General features: G+C 58.1%; 22 protein-coding genes. 16 read left to right on the top strand and 6 right to left on the bottom strand.

Going from position 1 to position 22,647, the window contains the following annotated elements; translation table 11 throughout:
• The first annotated feature begins 253 nt into the window (after positions 1-253).
• The 6 genes from ACURWW_RS16490 (at position 254) to ACURWW_RS16465 (ending at position 7,794) form a co-directional block, all read left to right on the top strand.
• Entirely contained in the window at positions 254-1,045 is a 792-nt protein-coding gene (locus ACURWW_RS16490) for an ABC transporter permease (protein ID WP_445618145.1), read from the top strand.
• Positions 1,042-2,313: an ABC transporter ATP-binding protein gene (locus ACURWW_RS16485; protein ID WP_445618144.1), complete on the top strand. Its 1,272-nt coding sequence runs from the start codon at positions 1,042-1,044 to the stop codon at positions 2,311-2,313. Before ACURWW_RS16490 ends, ACURWW_RS16485 begins: the two co-directional genes overlap by 4 nt.
• On the top strand, positions 2,306-4,525 hold the full coding sequence (locus tag ACURWW_RS16480; RefSeq protein WP_445618143.1) for a glycosyltransferase: 2,220 nt from the start codon (positions 2,306-2,308) through the stop codon (positions 4,523-4,525). Before ACURWW_RS16485 ends, ACURWW_RS16480 begins: the two co-directional genes overlap by 8 nt.
• Entirely contained in the window at positions 4,522-6,087 is a 1,566-nt protein-coding gene (locus tag ACURWW_RS16475) for a glycosyltransferase (protein ID WP_445618142.1), read from the top strand. The genes ACURWW_RS16480 and ACURWW_RS16475 overlap by 4 nt, the downstream gene beginning before the upstream one ends.
• Positions 6,088-6,204: 117 nt before the next feature.
• On the top strand, positions 6,205-7,083 hold the full coding sequence (locus tag ACURWW_RS16470) for a glycosyltransferase family 2 protein (protein WP_445618141.1): 879 nt from the start codon (positions 6,205-6,207) through the stop codon (positions 7,081-7,083).
• 57 nt (positions 7,084-7,140) lie between these two features.
• Positions 7,141-7,794 carry a phosphoribosyltransferase gene (locus ACURWW_RS16465; RefSeq protein ID WP_445618140.1) on the top strand — a complete coding sequence of 218 codons (654 nt, stop codon included), beginning with the start codon at positions 7,141-7,143 and terminating at the stop codon, positions 7,792-7,794.
• A gap of 34 nt (positions 7,795-7,828) precedes the next feature.
• Here ACURWW_RS16465 and ACURWW_RS16460 read toward each other — a convergent pair whose 3' ends face one another.
• Both ACURWW_RS16460 and thpR read right to left on the bottom strand, forming a co-directional pair.
• Positions 7,829-8,338: a CC0125/CC1285 family lipoprotein gene (locus ACURWW_RS16460; RefSeq protein ID WP_445618139.1), complete on the bottom strand. Its 510-nt coding sequence runs from the start codon at positions 8,336-8,338 to the stop codon at positions 7,829-7,831.
• Between the two features lie 57 nt (positions 8,339-8,395).
• Positions 8,396-8,962, bottom strand: a complete 567-nt coding sequence (gene thpR, locus ACURWW_RS16455) for an RNA 2',3'-cyclic phosphodiesterase (RefSeq protein ID WP_445618138.1) — start codon at positions 8,960-8,962, stop codon at positions 8,396-8,398.
• A gap of 93 nt (positions 8,963-9,055) precedes the next feature.
• On the opposite strand from thpR, the gene ACURWW_RS16450 reads away from it, so the two are divergent.
• Entirely contained in the window at positions 9,056-9,661 is a 606-nt protein-coding gene (locus ACURWW_RS16450) for a Tll0287-like domain-containing protein (protein WP_445618137.1), read from the top strand.
• 72 nt (positions 9,662-9,733) lie between these two features.
• Positions 9,734-10,879 carry a CapA family protein gene (locus ACURWW_RS16445; protein ID WP_445618136.1) on the top strand — a complete coding sequence of 382 codons (1,146 nt, stop codon included), beginning with the start codon at positions 9,734-9,736 and terminating at the stop codon, positions 10,877-10,879.
• Between the two features lie 37 nt (positions 10,880-10,916).
• On the opposite strand, the gene ppsA is transcribed toward ACURWW_RS16445, so the two are convergent.
• Positions 10,917-13,334: a phosphoenolpyruvate synthase gene (ppsA, locus tag ACURWW_RS16440; RefSeq protein WP_445618135.1), complete on the bottom strand. Its 2,418-nt coding sequence runs from the start codon at positions 13,332-13,334 to the stop codon at positions 10,917-10,919.
• A 164-nt stretch (positions 13,335-13,498) separates the two neighbouring features.
• On the opposite strand from ppsA, the gene ACURWW_RS16435 reads away from it, so the two are divergent.
• Together ACURWW_RS16435 and ACURWW_RS16430 are read left to right on the top strand one after the other, a co-directional pair.
• Positions 13,499-14,173 (top strand): dienelactone hydrolase family protein, encoded by a 675-nt coding sequence (locus ACURWW_RS16435; protein ID WP_445618134.1) that lies wholly within the window; start codon positions 13,499-13,501, stop codon positions 14,171-14,173.
• A 9-nt stretch (positions 14,174-14,182) separates the two neighbouring features.
• Positions 14,183-15,160 (top strand): ribose-phosphate diphosphokinase, encoded by a 978-nt coding sequence (locus ACURWW_RS16430; protein WP_445618133.1) that lies wholly within the window; start codon positions 14,183-14,185, stop codon positions 15,158-15,160.
• A gap of 20 nt (positions 15,161-15,180) precedes the next feature.
• Here the strand turns inward: ACURWW_RS16430 and ACURWW_RS16425 are convergent, their stop codons facing one another.
• The 3 genes from ACURWW_RS16425 to ACURWW_RS16415 form a co-directional block, all read right to left on the bottom strand.
• Positions 15,181-16,290 (bottom strand): hypothetical protein, encoded by a 1,110-nt coding sequence (locus ACURWW_RS16425; protein ID WP_445618132.1) that lies wholly within the window; start codon positions 16,288-16,290, stop codon positions 15,181-15,183.
• Between the two features lie 46 nt (positions 16,291-16,336).
• Positions 16,337-16,786, bottom strand: a complete 450-nt coding sequence (locus ACURWW_RS16420; protein ID WP_445618131.1) for a CBS domain-containing protein — start codon at positions 16,784-16,786, stop codon at positions 16,337-16,339.
• A gap of 133 nt (positions 16,787-16,919) precedes the next feature.
• Positions 16,920-17,324, bottom strand: a complete 405-nt coding sequence (locus tag ACURWW_RS16415; protein ID WP_445618130.1) for a MerR family DNA-binding protein — start codon at positions 17,322-17,324, stop codon at positions 16,920-16,922.
• Positions 17,325-17,842: 518 nt separating this feature from the next.
• On the opposite strand from ACURWW_RS16415, the gene ACURWW_RS16410 reads away from it, so the two are divergent.
• The 6 genes from ACURWW_RS16410 (at position 17,843) to ACURWW_RS16385 (ending at position 22,635) form a co-directional block, all read left to right on the top strand.
• Positions 17,843-18,445: a Yip1 family protein gene (locus ACURWW_RS16410; protein ID WP_445618129.1), complete on the top strand. Its 603-nt coding sequence runs from the start codon at positions 17,843-17,845 to the stop codon at positions 18,443-18,445.
• Positions 18,446-18,464: 19 nt separating this feature from the next.
• The gene (gene ccoN / locus ACURWW_RS16405; RefSeq protein WP_445618128.1) at positions 18,465-19,907 is read left to right on the top strand and encodes a cytochrome-c oxidase, cbb3-type subunit I; all 1,443 of its coding nucleotides are present in this window, start codon (positions 18,465-18,467) and stop codon (positions 19,905-19,907) included.
• Between the two features lie 3 nt (positions 19,908-19,910).
• Entirely contained in the window at positions 19,911-20,564 is a 654-nt protein-coding gene (gene ccoO / locus ACURWW_RS16400) for a cytochrome-c oxidase, cbb3-type subunit II (RefSeq protein ID WP_445618127.1), read from the top strand.
• A complete protein-coding gene (locus ACURWW_RS16395) occupies positions 20,564-20,716 on the top strand; it encodes a hypothetical protein (protein WP_445618126.1) in 153 nt (50 codons plus the stop codon). Before ccoO ends, ACURWW_RS16395 begins: the two co-directional genes overlap by 1 nt.
• Complete coding sequence (gene ccoP / locus ACURWW_RS16390; protein ID WP_445618125.1) at positions 20,709-21,632, top strand: cytochrome-c oxidase, cbb3-type subunit III; 924 nt, start codon at positions 20,709-20,711, stop codon at positions 21,630-21,632. The genes ACURWW_RS16395 and ccoP overlap by 8 nt, the downstream gene beginning before the upstream one ends.
• A gap of 202 nt (positions 21,633-21,834) precedes the next feature.
• Positions 21,835-22,635, top strand: a complete 801-nt coding sequence (locus tag ACURWW_RS16385) for an IclR family transcriptional regulator (protein ID WP_445618124.1) — start codon at positions 21,835-21,837, stop codon at positions 22,633-22,635.
• Positions 22,636-22,647: the final 12 nt, after the last annotated feature.

Raw genomic sequence — 22,647 nt, 5'->3', positions numbered from 1 at the left:
CCGCGTGGCGTGTCTCCAAAGGATGCCATGGACGGATGCTGGTGCCAAGTCTTGCGCGGTCCGACCCTCGCGGAAACTCCGCGACACCCGGAGCTAACGAGACCGAATGGGTGATTGGTGCACCGGACGGAAACGAACCTTGGCCCACACGGTGGTGCAAGTGGTAAGCTGGTCACAAGTGGGAGCAGAACCCTCGTTTGCCCGCCGTGGAAGTATCGAATGGGTAATATGCATTACAGGATGGACACGTGGAATGAGTACTCTGGCCAATTTGTGGCAATATCGGTATTTCGTTGTCGGATCGATAGTTCGAGAGTTTCAATCCCGCTATCGCAATTCTCTTCTGGGGCTGGCTTTGGTGGTTTTACCGCCCGCAGCTCAGATCGCGGTTTATACCATCGTGTTCTCCCGGCTGATGGGTGCCCGTCTTCCCGGAATCGGAGATGGCCTGGCCTATAGCATTTATCTCTGCGCCGGCTTTGTGGCATGGGGTCTCTTCACCGACATAGTGACCCGAAATTTGTCCGTGTTCCTGGACAATGCAAACATGGTCAAGAAACTCGTCTTCCCCCGGATTTGTCTACCCGCGACCGTCCTCGGCAGTGCGGTAATAAACTTTCTGATCATTTCTGTTATTTTTTGGATCTTTCTGGCCGCTATCGGACGTTTGCCTAGAGCGAATATCATTGCCGTGCTTCCTCTGGTCGCCATTCAACTGCTTCTCTCTCTCGGTTTGGGACTAAGTCTGGGCATATTGAACGTGTTCGTAAGGGACGTGGGGCAGCTAACACATATCGTGCTCCAATTCTGGTTTTGGTTAACCCCGATTGTCTATCCCATCGCGATACTTCCCGACAGTGTCCGGGCTCTCGTGTCACTGAATCCGATGACTCCCGTCGTAACAGCGTACCAACAGATCTTCGTCTACCAAGCCTGGCCGGAATGGAATACTCTCGGTTTCCCGTTGGCTTTGGGGCTGGGCCTCACACTACTGGCATTCTGGGTTTATCGGCGCACTGCGAGCTACCTGGTGGATGAACTGTGAAAAGCCTTACCGTCGCCAATCTTGGGAAAGCGTTCAGAAACTACCACTCAGTGGCGCACAAGCTGCGTCACTGGCTTGTTCCTGGCCAATGGGGTGCCCCACCAGAGTTGACTTGGGTGCTCAAGGGCGTCAACTTTAGTGTCGATCCCGGCGAGGCCGTGGGTGTTGTCGGGATGAATGGAGCCGGCAAGAGCACCCTGCTTAAAATTATTGCAGGGACTATGGCGCAAACCGAGGGAGCGGTGCGTGTAAACGGAAAAGTAGCTGCCCTTCTAGAACTTGGAATGGGCTTCCATCCGGAATTCACGGGCCGGCAAAACGCCATTCTTGGCGCTCAGTTGCAGGGACATAGCGCGAGCGATATCGACGAGCTTCTCCCCTCCATCAAAGAGTTCGCTGAGATTGGTGAGTATTTCGACCGCCCCCTGCGTACCTACTCCAGCGGTATGCAGATGCGACTTGCGTTCAGCGTCGCGACGGCTCGCCGACCGGATATCTTGATTGTTGACGAAGCTCTATCGGTCGGGGACGCCTACTTTCAACACAAAAGTTTCGATCGCATACGGGAGCTTCGGCAACAGGGTACAACGCTCCTGATCGTCAGCCATAGTCCGTTCGCGATCCAAGCCATTTGCGATCGGGCCATTATGCTTGCCGACGGTCGCGTGGTCAGGGAGGGGCGCCCGGATGAGGTCATGGATTACTACAATGCGGCCTTGGCCGACCAGACGCGTAGCCTGATACAAATCGATAAGCAGCTCCATGGAGGTAGTCGAACCACATCTGGTACGAGAGAAGTCGTAGTGACGTCGGTCCGGTTGATCGACGAGAATGGAACTCCGGTGGAAATGCTGCATACCGGACAACGGGTTAAACTGGAAATCAGCGTTATTGCCAAAGCCGATGTGCCAAGTCTTGTTCTGGGATTCTTGATCAGAGACAGTCTGGGACAGCACATCTACGGCGTGAATACTTATCGTCTGGGTGAACAATTGGAGGGAGTGAAGCAGGGCAGCCGCTTTGTATTCGCTTTTGAGTTCCCTGCCAATCTCGGGAAAGGGCATTACTCCATTTCTCTTTCACTTTCAGGCGCCGACTCCCACCTGGGCGGAAATTATGAGTGGACCGACCGGGCTCTTCTGTTTCATGTGGTGAACACCTCTCACGAGGACTTCGTTGGTTGCAGTTGGCTGGGGGCGACGGTTGCAATTACCTCTAACGATGGAGCCGAGTCCGAAGAGGCGGTCGGAGAACATACCGATGCCTGATCAGTACTGGGATCCCGCAGTGATCGTTCCCGTGTATTCGGGGCTGGACCAGATTCGTGCCTGTTTAGAAAGCCTCCTCGGCTCCGATAGCACCGTTAGATTTCGACTCGTTGTAGTCTATGATTGTGGACCTGAACCTCAGGTGGAAGAATACTTGCGCGCCGGTGCGGCCGAACACAAATTCGAGTTGCTCGAGAACTCGGAGAACCTTGGCTTCGTAAAATCCGTCAATCGCGGTCTCCGACATACGGCTCCCCGGGACGCGGTTATTCTCAACAGTGACACCATCGTACCGAGCGGCTGGTTGCGCAAGATTCTGACGATTGCGCATTCCGCGCCCGATATCGGCACGGTGACCCCCATGTCCAACAACGCGGAGATATTCTCGTTCCCGCAAACCTGCCACAACAACACCCTGCCTGATGACTGGCCCGTTGAGTTGGTCGACAACGTGCTCGGTGCCGTCAATCCAGCCATAGCCATTGATGCGCCGACGGGAGTCGGATTCTGCATGTACATGAGCCGCGCGGCCATTGAGAGTGCAGGTGGCGGATTCGACGAAGATGCCTTCGGGAAAGGCTATGGTGAGGAGAATGATTTCTGTCAGCGCATCATTGCGCACGGTTTTCGTAACGTCGTGTGTCCGAATACCTTTGTTTTCCATGAGGGAGGGGTCAGTTTCGGTGAGGAAAAGAAGCGCCTGATCGAGCGCCACAGCCGGATTCTGGGGCGCCGACATCCGAAGTATTTCGCATCGGTGCGGCAGTTCATTCGCAATGACCCTCTGGGCGAGTTCCGGCTCGCGGGTCTTCTTGGTCTTCTGGCCCGATCAGAGCGGCCGACCATTCTGATGGTTGGTCACGGGCTGGGCGGCGGCACGGGTCGTCACATGCAGGAATTGACCGCCGCCTGCGCCGAGAAGGCGTTTGTATTGTGTCTGGAGCCCCTGGGTGATAAACGCTTGTCCTTGAGCTTCCCGCCGACCCTGAGGGAGCAGCCACTTCTCTTTGATCGTGCCGACGACATGACCGCATTGGAAGAAGTACTGAAAGCGGCTGGACTCAACCTGGTCCACGTGCATCATGTGATGGGGTTGGAACAAATCCTGGAGCGGATCCTGGGAGTAATGGACTGCAGACACATCGTTACCTTACATGACTATTATCTGATCGCGGCCAACCCCACCTTGTCGAATGCGGAGGGGAGATTTGACCCCGCTTTCTTCGGTGATCCAAAGCTCATGGCCGAAACGGTCCGTCGGAAGGTCGGCCTTAGTTGGGAGCAATGGCGAACTTTCACCGAGCGGCTTCTGTGTGATGCGCAGCGCGTTATTGCCCCCGACTGTTCGGTGGTTCCTGCCTATCGGTCACACTATCCAGAATTGACCATTGAGGTGGCCGAGCACCCGGATGCAGAGCGAATCAGCGCCTATCCGCCGGTCCGTTCCGGTAATCCGGAAAACACCCGAGTGCTCGTTCTCGGTGCATTGGGACGTGAGAAGGGAGCGGACCTGCTGGAGGGCGTGGCGCGTCTCGCAAGAGCGGGGGAATCACCGTTGGAGCTCCACTTGGTGGGTTATGCATATCGCCCGCTTCATCGAGCCGTGCATGTCCATGGTCCCTACCAGGATGCAGATCTCCAGGATTTGATACGCCGGGTGGATCCCCAGTTCGTCTGGTTTCCCTGTTTATGGCCGGAGACCTACAGCTATACACTGAGTGCAGTGCTGGAGGCCGGGCTGCCTGTTGTGGTCCCGCATCTGGGAGCGCTGGCCAATCGGACGCGAAATCGCCCCCTGAGCCTGTGCCTGGACCCAATGCCCGCTGATCAATGGCTCGCTGCACTCGTGCAGTTTTCACGAGAACTCCAGGCCCATCGGGGAGCGAGCTTTGAATGGGGCGGGCAAAAGCCACGGAGCGGCTTTTACACGCGTGAATACCTGAGCCTCCCCCGTGCCCGGTCCGACGCGGCGCTAGGTGTCGATCATTCGATTCTGCAAGCCTTGCTGGCTCGTCAACCCGGTGGCAGTATGGCCGTTGCGGAATGGATCGTTCATGTCCTCGTTCGACTGCGCGACCTGCCCGGGCTGCGAAGGGTCACTGGTCTGATACCACTGGATATGCAGCGCAGCGTCAAGCGTTTGCTCATCCGGCGACCGCTCCACGAAATTGAAGGTACCAGAAAAGCAATAATCCAGGAACGTCCGCAATGAATTTTGTCGTTTGCTCTCGATTCAATCGCGATACAATCGCTGGAGCTATCGGAGAGCCTGAGTACAGCTACTACTTTGTCCTCAAGGAATTCTTGCCTCTGCTTCGATCAATTGGCACCGTACATGTAGTCGATACACCAGAGGACGCCGACGTCCTGTGCGTTCGCCTGGGTGAGGAAGGCAAGGTCAATGTTTTTCTTCAATTTACTGCTCCCCACAATGTTGCCCGGGATGTGCGCTGCCCGGTGATTCCCGTATTTGCCTGGGAGTTTGACACGATTCCGACGGATACCTGGAACGGTGATGGCTACAACAATTGGCGACTGGCACTGGCCAAGAGCCGCGGGGCGATCACTCACTCTCACGGAACGGTGACTGCCGTCAAACAGGTGCTCGGGGAAGATTATCCCGTTGTCGCAATTCCCGCTCCCGTATGGGACCGCTGTGCTGATACCCGAAGGTTGGTTCTCGGGCTAACCACCGAACAGAGGTTGCAAGGAGGAGTGCTGGATTTTTTCGGCGTGGTTTGTGACAGCCGGGATGTGGACTTCGGCACCGTGCTAAAGGCTACCTTTGGAGATCCGACGCAGTCCCAGTTTGGCGAGCAGGTGGAGGAGGAGCCGGAGAATCAAACAATGCCCCGCCGTTCACTGCGCTTCCGCCTGGGGACGGCCAAAATGCTGCTGATTCAGATATACCATGAGTGTTTCGCCGACTTGGTTCCCGGTTTTATTGAACGGGCATTAGCGGTTCTCGTCAATGGCTTGCGCCCCCTGTACCGAAAGGTTCTACCGAAGGCGCCGATCCATGCAGAGACTGCCTCGGAGCCCAGCGACACCGACAGGAAGAACATGGTGGAGCTAACCGGCGTGGTGTATACCTCCCTTTTCAATCCCTATGACGGGCGCAAGAACTGGGAAACCATGCTGACGGCGTTCTGCTGGGCATTTCGTGATACCGAGGACGCGACGCTACTGATCAAGGTATCGACCAATAATGTCGTCTTTTTCACAGACCAGGTCGTTGATTACTTGCGACGCTTGCCACCCTTCAAGTGCCGGGTAGTAGTTATCAAGGCCTTCCTTGAGAACGAACATTATCAGCGAATGCTCGAGGCGAGTTCGTACTACGTGAACACCTCGTATGGTGAGGGGCAATGTCTCCCGCTGATGGAATTTTTGGCCTCCGGAGTCCCAGCCCTCGCTCCGGTCAACAGTGCAATGAAGGATTACATGTCCAAGGACGTCGGCTTCGTTATCGACAGCAGGCCTGAACTGGCTTCCTGGCAGCATGACGAGCGCCGCCTGCTGCGCACATTTCACCATCGGGTAGACTGGCAATCAACGGTAGATGCCTTCACACATAGCTACGAACTGATGAAGAATGACCCGCAGCGATACCGCGCGATGAGCCTCGCTGCGGCCGAGCGGATGCGCCAGCACTGTTCTATCGAGGTATTGTCTGAGCGCCTGAAGTCCTTCCTGGCGGGCGACACTGAGGAATGCCTCACCGAGAATATGCATCCCCTCGATATGAAAAGCACAGCTGGGCTCGCGGAGTAGCGCAGGGCAAGCCAAGTCTCTGCCTGGTGTAAACTTCTTACTTACCAATCGGTGCTCGGAGTCCAATAGTACAACCCCATAATAACAACGTCACTGGAATGACAGATGCGGCTAACAGTGTCCATCGTAACCTACAAGTCAGATGCTGAGCAGTTCGAGCAGACACTGAGTTCTCTGTGCAGAGCGATTATCCACGCTCGAACTGAAATGCCGGAACTCGTTTGCACGCTGTTTATCGTCGACAACGAAAGGCGCGCTCATCTGAATGTCAGTCAGGCCGAGGATTTTTTGCTTTCCCAGCCGGACACCTTTGATGAGGTTCAGTTAAGGGTGAGCACCTCAAACGTAGGGTACGGGACAGGGCACAACCTCGTTATTTTCGAGCGTCCTGCGGATTTCTACCTAGTGCTCAACCCTGACGTCGTTCTCGCCCAGTCTGCCCTTCTGGTGGCACTAGAGGAAATGCATCGGGATGGAGAGGCGGTCGTCGCCAGTCCTTGTGGGTTCAGTCCCGCGGGAGAACCGCTTTACCTGTGCAAGCGTTTTCCCCTGGTCTTTGATCTGTTTCTGCGCGGATTTGCGCCTATATGGCTGCGCCGGCGGTTTGTGGTGCGGATCGCAAACTATGAGATGCACGATTTGCTGAACTCGCGGCGTCCGGTGGCGGGAATCCCCATCGTGAGCGGATGTTGCATGTTGGTGAGGGGCCGTGCGCTTAGGCGCCTTGGTGGTTTCGACGAACGATACTTTCTCTATTTCGAGGATTTCGATCTGTCGTTGCGATTAGGTGGCCAAGGGAAGAATGTCTATCTCCCGGCTATGCAGATCGTTCACTTCGGAGGCCGCGCATCGAGGAAAGGACTTCGTCATATCTACCACTTTCTCCGCTCGGCTTTTCGCTTTTATCAGAGCTACGGCTGGCGGTGGTATCGGCGTCGTCCCCAGGATGGCGTCATTCAGGGCAAAAACGCCACCAAGGACCACGGTTACGGTTGATCCCGGGCTTAACGCGTGCAGTCTGCGTCGGTCACATGTAGCAGAGGAGCACCGGTTATGGATGATGTGTATGCAAACCGTGTCGACGCCGGCCGGCAACTGGCGAATCACTTGGTTGATTACACCGGTCGGAAAGAGGTTTTGGTCTTAGCCTTGCCGCGTGGTGGTGTGCCAGTAGCCGCTGAGGTCGCGCGAAAGCTGAAAGTGCCTCTTGACGTTCTCATTGTTCGCAAGGTCGGACTCCCGGAAAACCCTGAGCTTGCCATGGGCGCGGTTGCGTCAGGTGGCGTCGAGGTGGTGAATGAGAGTGTCACCAAAGGCTGGGGTATCGCACCGGAGGAATTTCGGCGCGTTGCCGCTCGTGAGTTGAGGGAAGTGGAGCGACGGGAGGCGATGTATCGCCGGGGGTTGCCGCCATTGCAAGTGGCTGGCCGAACGATTGTGCTTGTGGATGATGGAATTGCCACCGGGTCAACTGTGAAGGCGGGGATCCGTGCGTTGCGAAAACTGAACGCCGCGTCCGTCGTTGTTGCCGTTCCCGTCGCGGCAGACGACAGCGCCCAGGCGCCGGACGCCCTTGCAGATGAGGTGGTCTGTCTCCAACGGCCCCGTCACTTTATGGCGGTAGGTGCTTACTATCGCGATTTCTCCCAGACCTCGGATGAGGAAGTGACGGAGCTGCTATGGCGGGCGCAAAAGTCTGAGGACTGAAACCGAGCATTTCGTCTGCGTGAGCTGTTGCGCTTCAGTCCAGTTCCGGGGATCGTTGTAAGTGTCGGGCCAGTTCGCGAGCATCGTAGACGCGATTCGGATCACCCGGTTCACCCTTGCCCATCAGAATTTCCATGCTGCTGCGGTAGCGGTCCGCGTAGTGCCAGCTGTCCAGATGAACGCCGGTATACCAGCGCGAACCTACCACTCGGCAGCCGTAGGGATAGCACCCGGAACCGACGCCGATGCTCACGCGCGGATCATCCCGCCTAGTCTGCGCGCTGCTTTCTCTGTCCACAATCCTGAACCAGTCGTAGCCGGCGGCGATGGTCAGCTCGGCTGCCCGGAGCAGCGCAAGATTTTTCACCTCCTCGCTTGAGGTGGAACTGCGCCCTACGAAGGTGACCCGGTATCGCGTGTCGGTGAGGCGTGTTTCCCAATAACCCGGTTGGTCCGGGCGCGTGGCCGGCGAGTACAAGGGTTGGGTCGCGCAACCGGCGAACAGAACCAGAAGCAAAAAAGCAGCAGGTCGTGTGTAGTTCATGAGGTCCTTCGAATGCAGTGCGGTTACCTATAGCGACACCGAAGTGGGTGCCGTGGTTCACACCTGCCAGTTCCCGTTTCCATGGTCATCCGGCCGATCGAGCCAGAAAACCTCTTCTGCGGTGTAAACCGCACCATCCGGAGTCTGGTCGCTTGAGTACAGAACAAAGCGGTCAACATCCAGTGGCGCAAGATCCGGCAGGATCTGGGCGCGGAATGCTTCATAAACCGAATGGCTCGCCCGTGGACGACAGCGAGCGAGAGTAATGTGGGGGACATACGCACGTTCATCCACTTCCAGACCCAGTGCTTCGAGTTTGCGTCCCATCGCGCCGTGCAATGCGGTCAGGACGGGATGGCCAGAACTGCCGACCCAGAAAACGCCTCCACGACGCGGGCTCCCGAACGTGCCAACCACTTCGAAGTTGATCTGGAAGGCAGGGGAATTTATCTCCCGCAGAGCTGCCGCCAACGGAACGAGGTCTGCGTCGCCAATAAAGTGCAGGGTCATATGCATCTGGTCGGGTTTCACTGGTCGAACGTGGGAAGTGGGCCTGGGCAGCAAGGGAGTCAATTGATGACGCAGTGAAGCCGCCAGCGGAACAGCCACGAAAAGACGTTTCATGCATGCAAAGCCTGTGGATCATAGGAAAACGAACTGTTAGATTGCCCCGTGGACGCAAATTCTTGCAACACCGTTGAGGAGCAGGTCCCTACCATGATGCCATTGTTCTCCTTCCATTCGAGCGGTACATCCGCCAGTCTTCTCGCCACCTGTGCGGCTTTGACCCTGGCTCTGCCTGGCTGTGTGCAGACTCAGGAGCCCACCGATACCCAGGCGCTGGGAGCCGAAGCCCGGGAAATCGTCCAGCAATTTGCCGGGCAGCTCAAACCGCGACTGCAGCAGGCCATGCAGGAGGGCGGACCCACCAATGCGGTTTCCGTCTGCGCGGTGGAAGCGCCTGCCATCGCCCGGGAGCTCAGTACCGGGACCGGCTGGAGTGTGAAACGGGTCAGCCTCAGGCCCCGCAACAGAACGACGGCCCAGCCGGACGAATGGGAGCGGAACCAATTGGAACGCTTCGACGAACGGCAGGCTGCAGGAGAAACTCCTGCGCAGATCAATACCGCTGAGATGGTGAACGGCACCTTCCGCTACATGCAGGCACAGGGCGTGGAACCCTTATGCCTGACTTGCCATGGCCAGAATCTGTCTCCAGCGGTCAGCGAAGCCTTGCAGGAGCATTATCCCGGTGATCGGGCGACAGGTTATACACTGGGGCAGGTCCGCGGTGCGTTCAGCCTCGCGAAGAAGCTGGAGTAACAACTTTCTTGTTATGGCCTGCCAGGCCGAACATTCGGCGTTCGGCTCACGAACAGGCGCCTGGGGTCCGCTATGGATGGCGAGGGAAGGATAAAATTGTTCTTCGCGGGCGACCTGATGGCCGGTCGGGGGATCGATCAGTTATTGCCGCACCCCAACAACCCGCACCTCTTCGAATCCTGGGTTCGCGACGCCCGCCAGTACGTCGCCTTGGCCGAACGGCGCTCGGGGATTATTCCCCGGCCGGTTGGCCTTGATTACATCTGGGGGGATGCACTGCGGGTCCTGGATGAGGAAGATCCAGATATCCGCCTCGCTAACCTGGAGACCGCCATCACTGAGGCGGATGACCCCTGGCCCGGGAAGGGCATCCACTACCGCATGAGCCCCCGCAACGCGGCGAGCCTTTCTTTGCTGGCACTGGATTGCTGCGTGCTGGCCAACAATCATGTGCTGGACTGGGGCTACGCGGGCCTGTCGGAAACGCTCCAGGTACTGGATCGCCTGGGCATTTCCCATAGCGGTGCCGGCAAGGATGGGGAAGAGGCGGCCACTCCCGCGATTTTGAATTTGCCCGCCGGGCGGCGAGTGCTGGTGTTCAGCATTGCGTTCCCTTCCGCGGGCGTGCCGCGACAGTGGGCCGCAACGAGCACTCGTTCTGGGGTATTTCATCTTCCCGATCTGTCCGCCGGATCCCTGCATACTGTCGTCCGCGAAATCCGTCGGCACCAAGGCCTCGGGGATGTGATTGTCACCTCCCTTCACTGGGGCCCCAACTGGGGCTACGCGGTGGAACCGGCACAGCGCCATTTCGCTCGTGGACTGATCGAAGCGGGCATCGATCTCGTGTACGGCCACTCGTCACATCATCCGATCGGTATGGAGGTGTATAGGGGGCGTCTTATTTGCTATGGCTGCGGCGATTTTCTGAACGACTATGAAGGGATTCAGGGCCATGAGCTCTATCGTCCCCATCTTTCGCTGCTTTACTTTCTGACGCTGGAGGCGGATGGAGCCCTGGATCAGCTCAGGATAGTGCCCCTGCAGATGCGGCGTCTGTCGTTGCACCATGCCGATATCCGGGACGTGCTTTGGCTGACCGGGATTCTGAAGCGTGAGAGCGAACATCACGGGCTGGAACTGCGGCGAGTCAGCGAAGCCGATCGACGGTACCCTGTTATTCTTGGACGTCAACACGCCGGTGGACGCGAACCCTGAATCCGTTCGTCGCACCCCAGGCGGTAATGGCCGGTCCTCAGTGCTTTCTATTTCTCTTCAGCTTTTGCTCCGCCTCGTAGGCGATCTCGGTCATTCGCACAACCGAGTCGGGATTAAGGGCAACGGAGGTGATGCCCTGCTCGATCAGCCACTGGGTAATCTCGGGATAGTCCGAGGGTGCCTGACCGCAGATGCCAATGTATTTGTTGTGTCTGCGACAAGCCTCAATGGCCATGGCCATGATGGTTTTGAGCGCGTCGTTCCGTTCGTCAAACTGCGCCAGCAGACCGGAATCCCGGTCCACGCCCAGCGTGAGCTGGGTGAGGTCGTTGGAACCGATTGAAAATCCGTCGCAATGTTCCAGAAACTGGTCCGCCAGGAGGGCGTTAGCGGGTATTTCACACATCAGAATGAGCCGCAGCCCATTCTCCCCCCGTTTAAGACCATGTTGCGCCAGGATCTCGTTCACCCGGATTACTTCGTCCACGCTTCGCACGAAGGGCAGCATGATTTCCACATTGTGGAAGCCCATCTCATCGCGCACTTTCTTTAGAGCCCTACACTCGAGAGCGAAGCAGTCTATAAAACTGTCCGAGTAGTACCGTGAGGCACCTCGGAACCCCAGCATCGGGTTTTCTTCCTTGGGCTCGTAGCGTTCTCCGCCCAGCAGAGCGGCGTATTCGTTGGACTTGAAATCGCTGGTGCGAATAATGACCGGTTTTGGATAAAACGCAGCGGCAATGCTTCCAATCCCCTCGGACAGCCGGTCCACATAGAAGTGCGCCGGATCCTGATACCCCAGCATGCGTTGGCGAATCTTTTCCTTCACCTCAGGGCTTTGCTGATCGAACTCCAATAGCGCCTGGGGGTGAACGCCGATGAAGTTGTTGATGATGAACTCGATGCGGGCCAGTCCCACTCCGTCGTTGGGCAGTGCCGAAAATCCGAAGGCCTGACCGGGGTTGCCGACAATCAACATGATTTTGGTGTTCGGTTTCGGCAGCTTCTCCACGTCTACGTGTTTGCGTTCGAATTCTAGCTCGCCAGCGTAGACCTTACCCACTTCTCCCTCAGCGCAGGACACGGTGACCGGGTCACCATTGTGTAGCATCTGCGTGGCCTGCCCACTGCCAACCACGGCGGGAATGCCCAACTCGCGCGCGATGATCGCCGCGTGACAGACCCGCCCGCCCCGGTTGGTGACCACCGCACTGGCCACTTTCATTACGGGCTCCCAATCGGGGTCGGTCATGTCAGTTACCAGAACTTCGCCCGGTTGCAGCTCATGCATGTGAGAGGCGTCCATGATAATGCGAACCGCGCCCGCTCCGATCTTGCTGCCAATGCTCTTGCCCGTGATCAGAACCTTGCCTTTTTCCTTGAGTGCGAAGGTATCCTGAGCAAGCGCGTCCGGCCGTCCGTGGACTGTCTCCGGTCTGGCCTGGACCACGAACAGTTCACCGGTCTCGCCATCTTTGGCCCATTCGATGTCCATGGGCTGCAAACGACCAGCCTTCTGTGAATAGTGTTTTTCGATAGCGACAGCAAACTCGGCCAGCTTCAGCACATCGTCATCGCTGATGGCGAAGCGCTCCCGCTCCTGCTGGCGAACGGTTACCGTACGTGTACTCGGGCCGGTCACCGTTTCTTTGCTGTAGATCATCTTGATCGCTTTCTCCCCGAGCTGCCGGCGCAGTATGGGGCGCAAATCGTTCTTCAAGGCGCTTTTATAAACCAGGAACTCGTCGGGATTCACCGCACCCTGTACCACTGTCTCACCGAGCCCGTAGGCGGCGGTGATCAGGACCAGCTCGCGAAAGCCTGTTTCCGTATCGATGGTAAAGATTACTCCTGACGCTCCGAGGTCGGAACGAACCATTTTCTGAACGCCAATAGAGAGGGCCACCTTCATATGGCCGAAGCCCTTGTGTTCACGGTAGGAGATGGCGCGGTCCGTAAACAGAGAGGCGAATACCTGTTTGCAGGTGCGCAGCAGGTGGTCCACACCCTTCACATTAAGGTAGGTTTCCTGCTGACCCGCAAAAGAGGCATCGGGAAGATCTTCCGCCGTCGCGGAACTGCGGACCGCCACATCCGGCTCGGGACCATAATCCTTTTCCATGTCCCGGTATGCGTCGGATATCTGTCGCACCAGCTCTTCCGGCATCTGACCGTCGACGATCCAGCCGCGAATAGACGCTCCGGCCTTTGCCAACGCGCGGGTATCGCTCACGTCGAGGGAGTCGAGAGTGTCGGTGATGCGCGCGTCCAGGTTGTTATGTTTGAGGTAGAGCCAGTAGGCATCAGCAAGGGTTGCAAAGCCGCCGGGTACCCGGACGCCTTCCGCAGCGAGTTCACGGACCATTTCGCCGAGGGAGGCGTTTTTCCCCCCGACCAGAGCGACCTGGTCCGCAGAGATCTCAGTAAAAGGACGAACATAAATTTTTGCGTTCATGGAGTCTCCCGCCGCCGAACTGGAGCAACTTGTCACATTTTCAGCACTTCGGTTCAGTGTAGGTTTCGAGCGCGGGAAGGGGTGTTGACTTGGGTCAAGGTCGACGGAATGTTTTTGCCCCAAGGTAGTCAGCGAACCGGCTCTGGTTGCGAGGAGGGAGCGGCATGGAGAGCGACAGCCTGTCACGAGAGCTGAAGATACCCGTTGGCGAGGCCCAGCTTCATGGTCAGCTGGATCTTCCCCCAGCGGCTCAAGGGATTGTCGTGTTCGTGCACGGAAGCGGTAGCAGCCGTTTCAGTCCCCGCAACCAGCGTGTCGCCGCCCACTTGCAGCGCAATGGCTTCGCCACTTTGCTCTTTGACCTGCTGACGCCGGCGGAAGAACTTCTGGACCGGGAGTCCAGAGCCTATCGCTTTGATATCGATTTACTGTCTCGCCGCCTGGTCAGTGTTATCGACTGGCTCGCCAGCTTCCAGCCCACCAGTGAACTGAAAGTCGGCTGTTTCGGGGCCAGCACCGGAGCGGCCGCGGCGTTGATTGCCGCAGCACGGCGTCCGGATCAGGTGGCCGCGGTTGTTTCCCGGGGTGGCCGCCCGGATCTCGCCATGGAAGTGCTGACCGAGGTGCGGGCGCCCACCTTACTGATCATCGGTGAACTGGATAGCGAGGTCATTCGGTTGAACCGTAAAGCCGCAGCGGTGCTCGGGGAGCGCTGCGAAGAGGCGCTTGTCCCCGGCGCCACTCATCTCTTCGAGGAGGGCGATACCCTCGCCCAGGCGGCGGAGCTTGCCGCGCGCTGGTTTGCCCATCACCTTCATGATGGCGGACCGGAGGGGTGAGGCCTGGCTATGGCTCCGCTGTTGTTCGCGCTGCACCAAAGTACTGGCCTCGGCGAGCGCCTTGCCGCCAGGTTGGGCCTGACCCTGAGCGCCCATGAGGAGCGTGACTTCCCGGATGGTGAACACAAGATTCGTCCGCTGGTGGAGGTTTACGGGCAGCGGGTGTATGTGCTTCATTCTCTTTACAGCGATTCCCGGCAAAGCGCCAACGACAAACTATGTCGCTTGTTGTTCTTCCTTGGGGCGCTGCGGGATGCAGGCGCTGCTTCGGTGATGGCGTTGGTTCCCTACCTGCCTTACGCGCGCAAGGACCGGCGCACCAAACTGCATGACCCGCTGACCAGCCGTTATGTGGCAATGCTGTTCGAAGCGCTGGGGGTGGATGCTGTGGTCAGCCTTGGGGTGCATAACCCGGCGGCGGAGCAGAACGCCTTCCGGTGTGGTTATGAGGACCTGGACCCGGCGCCGCTGTTCGTGGAGCATCTGGTTCGGGAGCTGAAGGAGCCGCTCTCCATACTTGCTCCCGACACGGGCGCCATCAAGAATGCCCAGCACGTTCAGCAGCTGCTGAGCGAGCGGGGGCTTCGTGCCGAGCTGGCATTCATGACCAAAATCCGGAGTCAGGACATTGTCACCAGCTCGCCGCTTTTCGGGGAGATAGACGGACGGTCCGTGTTGATTTACGACGATCTGATCAGCTCCGGAACCACAATCGCCAATGCTCTCGGCCATTGCGAAGGGCGAGCCTCGGCAGTTTATGTGGCGGCATGCCATGGAATGTTCAGCCCGGCGGTGGCTCAGCTTCTGCCTTTCAAATGCCTGCGCAACGTATTTGTCAGTGATTCGGTCCACTCGGATGGTGTGGACCGTGCCGACTGGGGCCAGCGTCTCCAGGTGCTCGACTGCAGCTCGTTGTTTGCGAAGTTTATCCAGGAACGGGAGAGGGCGGTTGCACATCCCGGGTTGCCCGTTCAGCCTCCGACCTGAACGCTCATTTCCCCCGGCGCTCAACGGCCAAGGGCACTGTCTATGTGGATGGTCGCATGGTCCAGATAGCTCCGGGTTTTTCTGAGCCACTTCTCCCGGTCATTACTGGTGCCATACAAGAGGTGGAGCAACGCAAGCCGGGCGCGCACCACCGCACGGTAGCTCTGGTAGAAGCGGAGCAACTCGCCGGGCACCGTGTGGGATGTCACTCTCTGCACTTCCGTCACAATAATTTTCCCGAAATCCGCAGCGCCCAGGCGCTCACATTCAAGGGCGAGAAACGCCAGATCGTCATAAAAATCCATCAAACGGTGGTCGCGCTGAAACTGCAGGCAGTCGATGATCCTGACCTGGTCCTGTAAGCAGATATGTTCCGGTCGGAGATCGCCATGGCACTCCATAAAGCGCCCTTCCCGCAGGCAATCGTCCAGAAGGGTTCCATAGCTGTTCAGGAATCGTCGCTGGAGCTCGCTCACGTGAGTGGCGAGCTCACGCAAGACGCCCTCCCGCGTCAGAATGCTGAGGTTCAGCTCAATACCCCGACTGAAGCGCTCGCGGTGCTCCTGGAAGCTGATGGAAACCGGATGGCCGGCGGCATAAAAATGGCCGAGTCGGGTTCCGATTGTCACTGCATGGGCTTCGGTGGCTTTGCGGCGGGACAGTAGTTCGTCAAGCATGCGCTCTGCGGGCAGGCGCCGCATTCTCAACAGCCAATCGCAGGAGCAGCCCGGGCCGCCGATCTGCATCCGACCATTTTCGTCCACCTGTAAGGGTACCAGGTCCAGATATGTGTCCTCGGCGAGGCGCCGGTTGAGCAGCAACTCGATCCGGTGATCCCGGTAGCGGGAATCGATGCTCGCATAGTCCTGCCCAGGCCGAAACAGGGGCTTTTTGAATTTGAAGGCGTGATCCCGGGTAAGGTAGACCCAGGCCATGTGCGTCTCGATGGACTGAAACGGCTCGGGAGGTTCAGGGTAGTTGTCCGGATCGCGGAGAAATGCCAGTTTTTCCTCGTAGGAGGTTTCAAGGTGGCGGAAGTGCAGAGGGCCCCCGCCGGGGCGCAGAATGCGGCGCCCGCTGCCCTCGGAGGCCGAGCCGCTGTCCGTCAATCGAGGTTTCCGCACGGGCATCGAGCGTACCTCCTGCTCATGCACTTTGCAGCGATGCAGTCAGGCGTCACACGCGCACGGCAGCTTCGCGGCCCCGCTCGTGGTTGACAAGGCCGGCAATGCCGTGAAGTTCGCTGGCGAAAACCCGCAGCAGGTCGTCGAGACTGAAGATCCCCGCCAGTTGCTCCTGTGCGTTGACCACGGGGACCCGCCGCACGCTCTCGCTTTCCATGCGGTGGACAACCTCCCACAGGTCTTCGTCTTCCCGCGCGACCGTGAGATTGAAAGTCATGATGTCTTCGGCCAGCAGCTTGTCGGGGTCCAGGCGGGGAGCCAGGACCTCAATGACCAGGTCGCGGTCGGTTATGATACCGAGGGGCTTCCCGTCCCCCTCAACCTTGTTTGCCACGACCACACAGCCCACATGGTGGTGCCGCATCTGTTCAGCAACGCTGTACAGGCTCGCGCTGGGTTCCACATACACCACATCGCGAACACAGGAATCGCCGACTTTCATGAGCAGGCCCCTCGAAGCGGAATTCGGGGCCAGTGTAATGAGGGCCCGCCCCGGCGAGTTGACTCAGGTCAACATGTAGCGCTGCGCCAAAGGAGCGGGATCGGGAGCTGAGCGCTGAAGGGGGAAGGCCCCGTCAGTCCACGAAATTTTCGATGAGCTCGTTCAGCATCTCCCCGGTCGGGGCCGGATTGGAGCAGCTCTGCCATTGCTTGAGCGCATCGCTGAGCACGTCCTGCAGCGACAGAGTCTGGGCCAGGCGTTGCTGGATATCCTCCAGGCGCTGCTGAAGAAGCTCAGCCACCTGCGGGCAGGGCGTATCGCTCTTCTCGGCTTCCGTCAGGATCTGGCCGATTTCGTCCACCGAGAACCCCATCTGCCGGGCACAGAGAATGAAACGGAGACGCTTTCGTTCCTCGTCTCCGTAGCACTTGTACGCGTTGTTACTATCTTTGATGGGCCTTAGCAGCCCGATGCGCGTGTAGTATCGCACCGTGTCGGGCGTGGTTTTCAGAGATTTGGCCAGTTGATGAACGTGCATGTTGCTTCTCGTGTAGGGGCTCGGACTATGAGATAAACCTTGGTAGCAGCCTCAGCCTAGATGAGCCGCGCACCGCGCGTGTTGACTTGCGTCATCCAAACTGCAGTTGAGGGCGGCCGCAAAACCATTGAGTTCACAAGGATGTTAGAGGGCGGGTCAAAAAAAGTGAATTGACCTAAATCAACCGAGCTCGTGATTTAAACCCAGGACCTACGAATAAGTGCTATCTTGTACATGAGATCGAAGTGCGCAGCCCTTGTCCCCAGAACCCTCCGAGGCAATTCAAACAGCCCAGCTCGTTTACCCCGGCTCGGCACTTGAACCTCGAGACGAATGTTCTCGCGGCGGACGCGTTGCGCGCGAAATTGGAAGAAAGGCACAACAGCAAACAGTAGTTGATCTATGTCGCCTTCACGCGTGATTTGCCTACTCTGCCAAGCAGTGGAAAGTTAAGATCTACACAGTTGTTTCATTTTCCGTTAACCGACCCGCAAGGACGAGGTACCAAGACTGAAACCATGACCAGAACTCTGCCTTACCGATCCCTCTTCAAGCCGACTGCTACGTTCCATACGCTTTCCGAAATCGAAATATCACCGCGTCAGGTGCTCTTTTCCTATGCGCTGTGGTTACTGCTGCTGCCGCCGACTTTCCTGTGGCTGGGCGGACACTTTTTCGGCTGGCGAATCGGCGCCAATGATCCCATGTACCTGCCGGCCACAACGCGGGCCATTGCCAGCATCGGCTATTTCTGCCTTCTCCTGTTCGGTTATTTCAGTACGGCGATTATCAGCCGGTGGTTTGCGGGAACCTACGGAGCGAGAACTTCCCTTGGGCACCATTTTGCGATGGTGGCCATCGTGGGAACACCGCTTGCCGTGGCGAGCGTCGCACATCTTTTTCCGCACATCTTCTTCAATGTGCTGGTGCTGATACCCACCATGATCTGGAGCATGTACCTCCTCTACAAGGGCGTTCCCATCGTGCTGCAAACCCCGCCGGAGCGGGGCATGTTGATGTCTTCATCTCTGGTGGGCTGGCTGCTGGTGGCGGCGGTGAGCCTTCTGGGGATAACCGTCGCCTTGTGGGCCGCCGGCATCGGTCCCATTCTGGGTGTTTAAATCAAGTGACGAATGGCAAATGAGCGAATCAATGAACAAAGCGAACGCGCACTACCATGACGACATCGTCAAGACCTGTCTGCAGTTCTCAGTTTTCTGGGCGCTGGTGGCCATGGCAGTCGGTGTTTATATCTCGGCTCAGCTGGTCTGGCCGCAATTGAACCTGGACACACCCTGGCTTTCCTTTGGGCGCTTGCGCCCGGTCCATACCAATGGCGTGATCTTCGGCTTCGGGGTTTCCGCATTGATGGCCACCGGATTTTACACGGTACAGCGCACCTCCATGGTGCCCCTGTTTGCACCAAGGCTGGCCTGGTTCGTCGCCTACGGCTGGCAGCTCATGATGGCGCTGGGCGCGCTGTCGCTGCTGTCAGGCTGGACGTCCACCAAGGAGTACGCCGAACTGGAATGGCCCTTCGATATCGCCATCACCGTTCTGTGGGTGGCGTTCGGTGTCGTTTTCTTCGGAACCATCGCCCGCCGCAAGATAAAGCCGATCTATGTTTCCAACTGGTTCTACGGTGGCTTCATCATCGTGATCGGCATGCTCCATATCGTCAACAATCTGGCTATTCCGGTCACTCTGGACAAGTCCTATTCGATCTTCGCAGGCGCGCAGGACGCGATCGTGCAGTGGTGGTACGGCCACAACGCCGTGGGCTTCCTGTTGACCGGTGGCTTCCTGGGCATGAACTACTACTTCCTGCCGAAAATGTCCGGCCAGCCCCTGTGGAGCTATCGATTGTCGATCATCGCCTTCTGGGCCTTCACTTACAGCTATATCTGGGCCGGCCCCCATCACCTGCATTACAACTCCATCCCCGAGTGGGTCCAGGGGACTGCGATGGTGATGAGCGTGATCCTGTTGGCGCCATCCTGGGCGACCATGATCAACGGCATCATGACTGTAAGCGGCGCCTGGGAGAAACTGCGAACCGACCCGGCTTTGAAGTTTGTGGTTCTTTCTCTGGCCTTCTATGGTCTGGCGACTTTTGAAGGCTCCATGATGGCAATCCGCTCCGTGAACGTGGTCAGCCACTTCACTGACTGGACTGTGGGCCATGTGCATTCCGGTGCATTGGGTTGGAACGCGATGGTGACCTACGGGGCGTTCTACTATCTGGTGCCCAAGCTTTCGGGTCGGCCGCTGCATAGCGTGCGCCTGGCCAATGTTCACTTCTACCTCGCTCTGGCCGGAACCATGCTCTACATCATGGCGATGTGGGCGGCGGGTGTTTCGCAAGGCCTGCTCTGGCTCAGCGTGGATGAGATCGGCGAGTTGCGCTACGGCTTTGTGGACATCATGGCGAGCATGGCTTCCTACTACGGCCTGCGATTGATTGCCGGAATGATCTTCCTCAGCGGCACCGCGCTGATGGCCTACAACCTCTTCATGACTATGGGCGCGCGCAAGGTGGTGCGAGCGATGCCGCCCCAAGTTGATCCCGCATATCAGGTGTAAGTTATGAACGGCTTTTCATTACACAGAAAACTGGAGGAAAACACAGGCCTTCTTATTTTCGGCATCCTTCTGGTGTCGGCGATCGGAGGTCTGGTACAGGTGCTGCCCAGCATCATGCAGGACTCCCTGAAAACAGCGACGGAGTACTCCCGGGTCTACGACGCGGTGGAGCTGACCGGGCGGGACATCTACATTCGTGAGGGCTGCTCGGTGTGTCATTCACAGCAGGTGCGCCCTCTTATCGCGGAAGTGGAGCGCTACGGGCCTTACTCACGTGCGGACGAATTTGTTTACGACCGCCCGTTCCTGTGGGGCTCAAAGCGAACGGGTCCCGATCTGCACCGTTTGGGTGGGAAATACTCGGACGACTGGCACCGCCTGCACCTGATCAACCCTCGCAAGGTGGTAGCGGACTCGATCATGCCGGCCTATCCCTGGCTCGTAAACCGCAAGGCCCGGAACGTGGGGGATATCCAGGCAAAGATGGAGGTTCTTCAGGGGCTGGGACATCCCTACACGGATGAGGAAATTGCCGCGGCGCCCGCTGACCTGGAGGGACTCACCGAAATGGATGCCCTGATTCGCTACCTGCAAATGCTGGGCACCAATCGTCCTCACGGCGATGATCCCAACATGCACGCCCACGGAGAAAGCTGATGACAATGTTCATATTTATCGGCGACATGCTCGTCATGTTGTTTATGGTCTGCCTGGTGGTCTGGGTCGGATACAAGAGCTCCGACGAAAAGCAGAAGCAGGCTTCGGCCATTCCCCTTAACGATGAAGTGGAAGATTTGAGCAATGGCTAATATGCCCAACGATTTCTGGTCCGGCTGGATCATTGTCTTGACCGTCGTTTCTCTCGCAGCCCTGATCTGGCTCCTGTACTCGGTGTACTTCTCCTCGCGGGCAAAGGCGGAGGAGAAAAAGTTCGAAGACGCCCACCCCGTTTGGGATGGGGATATGGAAGAGGGCCACGCGGCGCCGCCCATGTGGTGGTTCTGGTTTCTGTTCTGTGCGCTGGTGTTTACAGCCGGCTACCTCATGCTCTATCCCGGGCTGGGGAGCTACAAGGGGGCCCTGGAGTGGTCCCAGGACAGCAGGATCAAATCCAGTTTCAGCGAATTCACCGTGCGATTTGCGGAGCACCGGGAGAAGGTAGCAGCCAGTTCACTGGCCGAACTGCAAACGGACCCGGCCTACATGAGCGCGGCGGAAGGTGTGTTCAAACGAAATTGCGCCATGTGTCACGGCCTGGACGCCAAGGGCCAGGCGGCGCTGTTTCCCGACCTGACCGACGACGAGTGGCAGTGGGGTGGCTCACCGGAAGCCATCGAGCACACCATTCGCATGGGTCGGAATGCGCAGATGGTCGCCTGGAAAGGCGTGCTGAATGGCGAAAGCGTTGCCCAGGTGGCGGACTACGTCATCAAGCTGGACACTGACGAGAGCCGTTCTCATCCGGGCAGTGCAATCTTTGGTCAGTACTGCGCCGCATGCCATGGTGCAGACGGCCGGGGCAACCCGCAGATGGGTGCGCCGAATCTGGCCAACGACAGTTGGCTCTATGGCGGTGATCCGGATTCCGTCAAGACCTCCATTGTCCGCGGACGCCAGGGCGTTATGCCGGCCTTTGGCGAGCGCCTGACGGATGCCCAGATCAAGCTGCTCGTGGCCTGGCTGGCCCGCGACCATTCGGAAGAAGCGGTAGCGCTCAGCCAATAGTAATGTCCGGCGCGGTCCCGCGGGTCGGGGCCGTGCCCGGCGCGCCTCGCGATCCCGCCCTGTACAAGTACCGACCTGGATTCGCCGTTCTTCAGGGAAGAGACGCAAAGAAGAGACAAGGAGGGCTAATCCTTGCCCACGAAGGTCGGTCTCAGCGGAAAACTCCTTTATAATTGCGGCTAAATCATTAGCTGCAATTCCTATGAATAGTCTCAGTGGCCTGCCTCGCGAAAAAGGCGAGGAACCGGATCGAAAGTTCATTGAAGCCCTTGCCCGCGGCTTGGACGTGTTGCGTGCGTTCAAACCCGGGGATGGGTTTCTCGGCAACCAGGAGCTGGCTCAGCGTACCGGTTTGCCGAAGTCCAGCATCTCGCGCTTTACCTATACCCTGACCAAACTGGGATACCTCAGTTACTCCGAGCGTCTGGAGAAGTACCAGTTGGGTAGCGGGGTCCTGGCCCTCGGCTACGCCTACGTCTCCAACCTCGCGGTGCGCCAGATTGCCCGGCCGCTGATGGAAGAGTTGGCGGAGAACACGGGCACTGCCGTGGGGCTTGCAGGCCGTGATCGTCTGGAGATGATCTACATCGAATATTCCGCGCCCAGCAAGGTCAAAACCTTCCGCCACGAAATCGGCGATCGCATCTCCATGGCCACCAGTGCGGCCGGCCGCGCCTACCTGGTTGCTCTGCCCGAGGACGAACGCGATTACTTCCTTCGCTACATCGAAAAGAAATCCGGCGGGGATTGGCCGGCGATTCGCGCAGGCCTGGAGCGGGAGTTGCAGATGTACGCCGATAAAGGCTATTGCACCTCATTTGGGGAATGGGACAAGGACGTGAACGGCGTTTCGGTCCCGCTGGTTCTTGGTGAGGGCCACATCTATACCTTTAACTGCGGCGGACCCCGTTATCGTCTGTCCGAAGACTATCTCTGCGGTGAGGTGGCTCCGCAGTTGAAGAATATGGTGCGCAATATCGAAGCGATGATTATCCGCTATTGAGAGCGTAAGAGC

The organism is Gilvimarinus sp. F26214L (assembly GCF_054401055.1).
Note: the sequence above shows the minus strand (reverse complement) of the source record. Positions and strands in the feature narration are given on the sequence as shown.

Bases quoted from the DNA above. Each gene is read 5' to 3' on its own strand.
- ACURWW_RS16475 (WP_445618142.1), top strand. From the start codon at position 4,522: ATGAATTTTGTCGTTTGCTCTCGATTCAATCGCGATACAATCGCTGGA.
- ACURWW_RS16430 (WP_445618133.1), top strand. From the start codon at position 14,183: ATGGCTCCGCTGTTGTTCGCGCTGCACCAAAGTACTGGCCTCGGCGAG.
- ACURWW_RS16490 (WP_445618145.1), top strand. From the start codon at position 254: ATGAGTACTCTGGCCAATTTGTGGCAATATCGGTATTTCGTTGTCGGA.
- ACURWW_RS16465 (WP_445618140.1), top strand. From the start codon at position 7,141: ATGGATGATGTGTATGCAAACCGTGTCGACGCCGGCCGGCAACTGGCG.
- ACURWW_RS16480 (WP_445618143.1), top strand. From the start codon at position 2,306: ATGCCTGATCAGTACTGGGATCCCGCAGTGATCGTTCCCGTGTATTCG.
- thpR (WP_445618138.1), bottom strand. From the start codon at position 8,962: ATGAAACGTCTTTTCGTGGCTGTTCCGCTGGCGGCTTCACTGCGTCAT.
- ACURWW_RS16415 (WP_445618130.1), bottom strand. From the start codon at position 17,324: ATGCACGTTCATCAACTGGCCAAATCTCTGAAAACCACGCCCGACACG.
- ACURWW_RS16445 (WP_445618136.1), top strand. From the start codon at position 9,734: ATGGATGGCGAGGGAAGGATAAAATTGTTCTTCGCGGGCGACCTGATG.
- ccoN (WP_445618128.1), top strand. From the start codon at position 18,465: ATGAGCGAATCAATGAACAAAGCGAACGCGCACTACCATGACGACATC.
- ACURWW_RS16425 (WP_445618132.1), bottom strand. From the start codon at position 16,290: ATGCCCGTGCGGAAACCTCGATTGACGGACAGCGGCTCGGCCTCCGAG.
- ppsA (WP_445618135.1), bottom strand. From the start codon at position 13,334: ATGAACGCAAAAATTTATGTTCGTCCTTTTACTGAGATCTCTGCGGAC.
- ACURWW_RS16395 (WP_445618126.1), top strand. From the start codon at position 20,564: ATGACAATGTTCATATTTATCGGCGACATGCTCGTCATGTTGTTTATG.
- ACURWW_RS16420 (WP_445618131.1), bottom strand. From the start codon at position 16,786: ATGAAAGTCGGCGATTCCTGTGTTCGCGATGTGGTGTATGTGGAACCC.
- ACURWW_RS16460 (WP_445618139.1), bottom strand. From the start codon at position 8,338: ATGAACTACACACGACCTGCTGCTTTTTTGCTTCTGGTTCTGTTCGCC.
- ccoO (WP_445618127.1), top strand. From the start codon at position 19,911: ATGAACGGCTTTTCATTACACAGAAAACTGGAGGAAAACACAGGCCTT.
- ACURWW_RS16435 (WP_445618134.1), top strand. From the start codon at position 13,499: ATGGAGAGCGACAGCCTGTCACGAGAGCTGAAGATACCCGTTGGCGAG.
- ccoP (WP_445618125.1), top strand. From the start codon at position 20,709: ATGGCTAATATGCCCAACGATTTCTGGTCCGGCTGGATCATTGTCTTG.
- ACURWW_RS16450 (WP_445618137.1), top strand. From the start codon at position 9,056: ATGATGCCATTGTTCTCCTTCCATTCGAGCGGTACATCCGCCAGTCTT.
- ACURWW_RS16410 (WP_445618129.1), top strand. From the start codon at position 17,843: ATGACCAGAACTCTGCCTTACCGATCCCTCTTCAAGCCGACTGCTACG.
- ACURWW_RS16385 (WP_445618124.1), top strand. From the start codon at position 21,835: ATGAATAGTCTCAGTGGCCTGCCTCGCGAAAAAGGCGAGGAACCGGAT.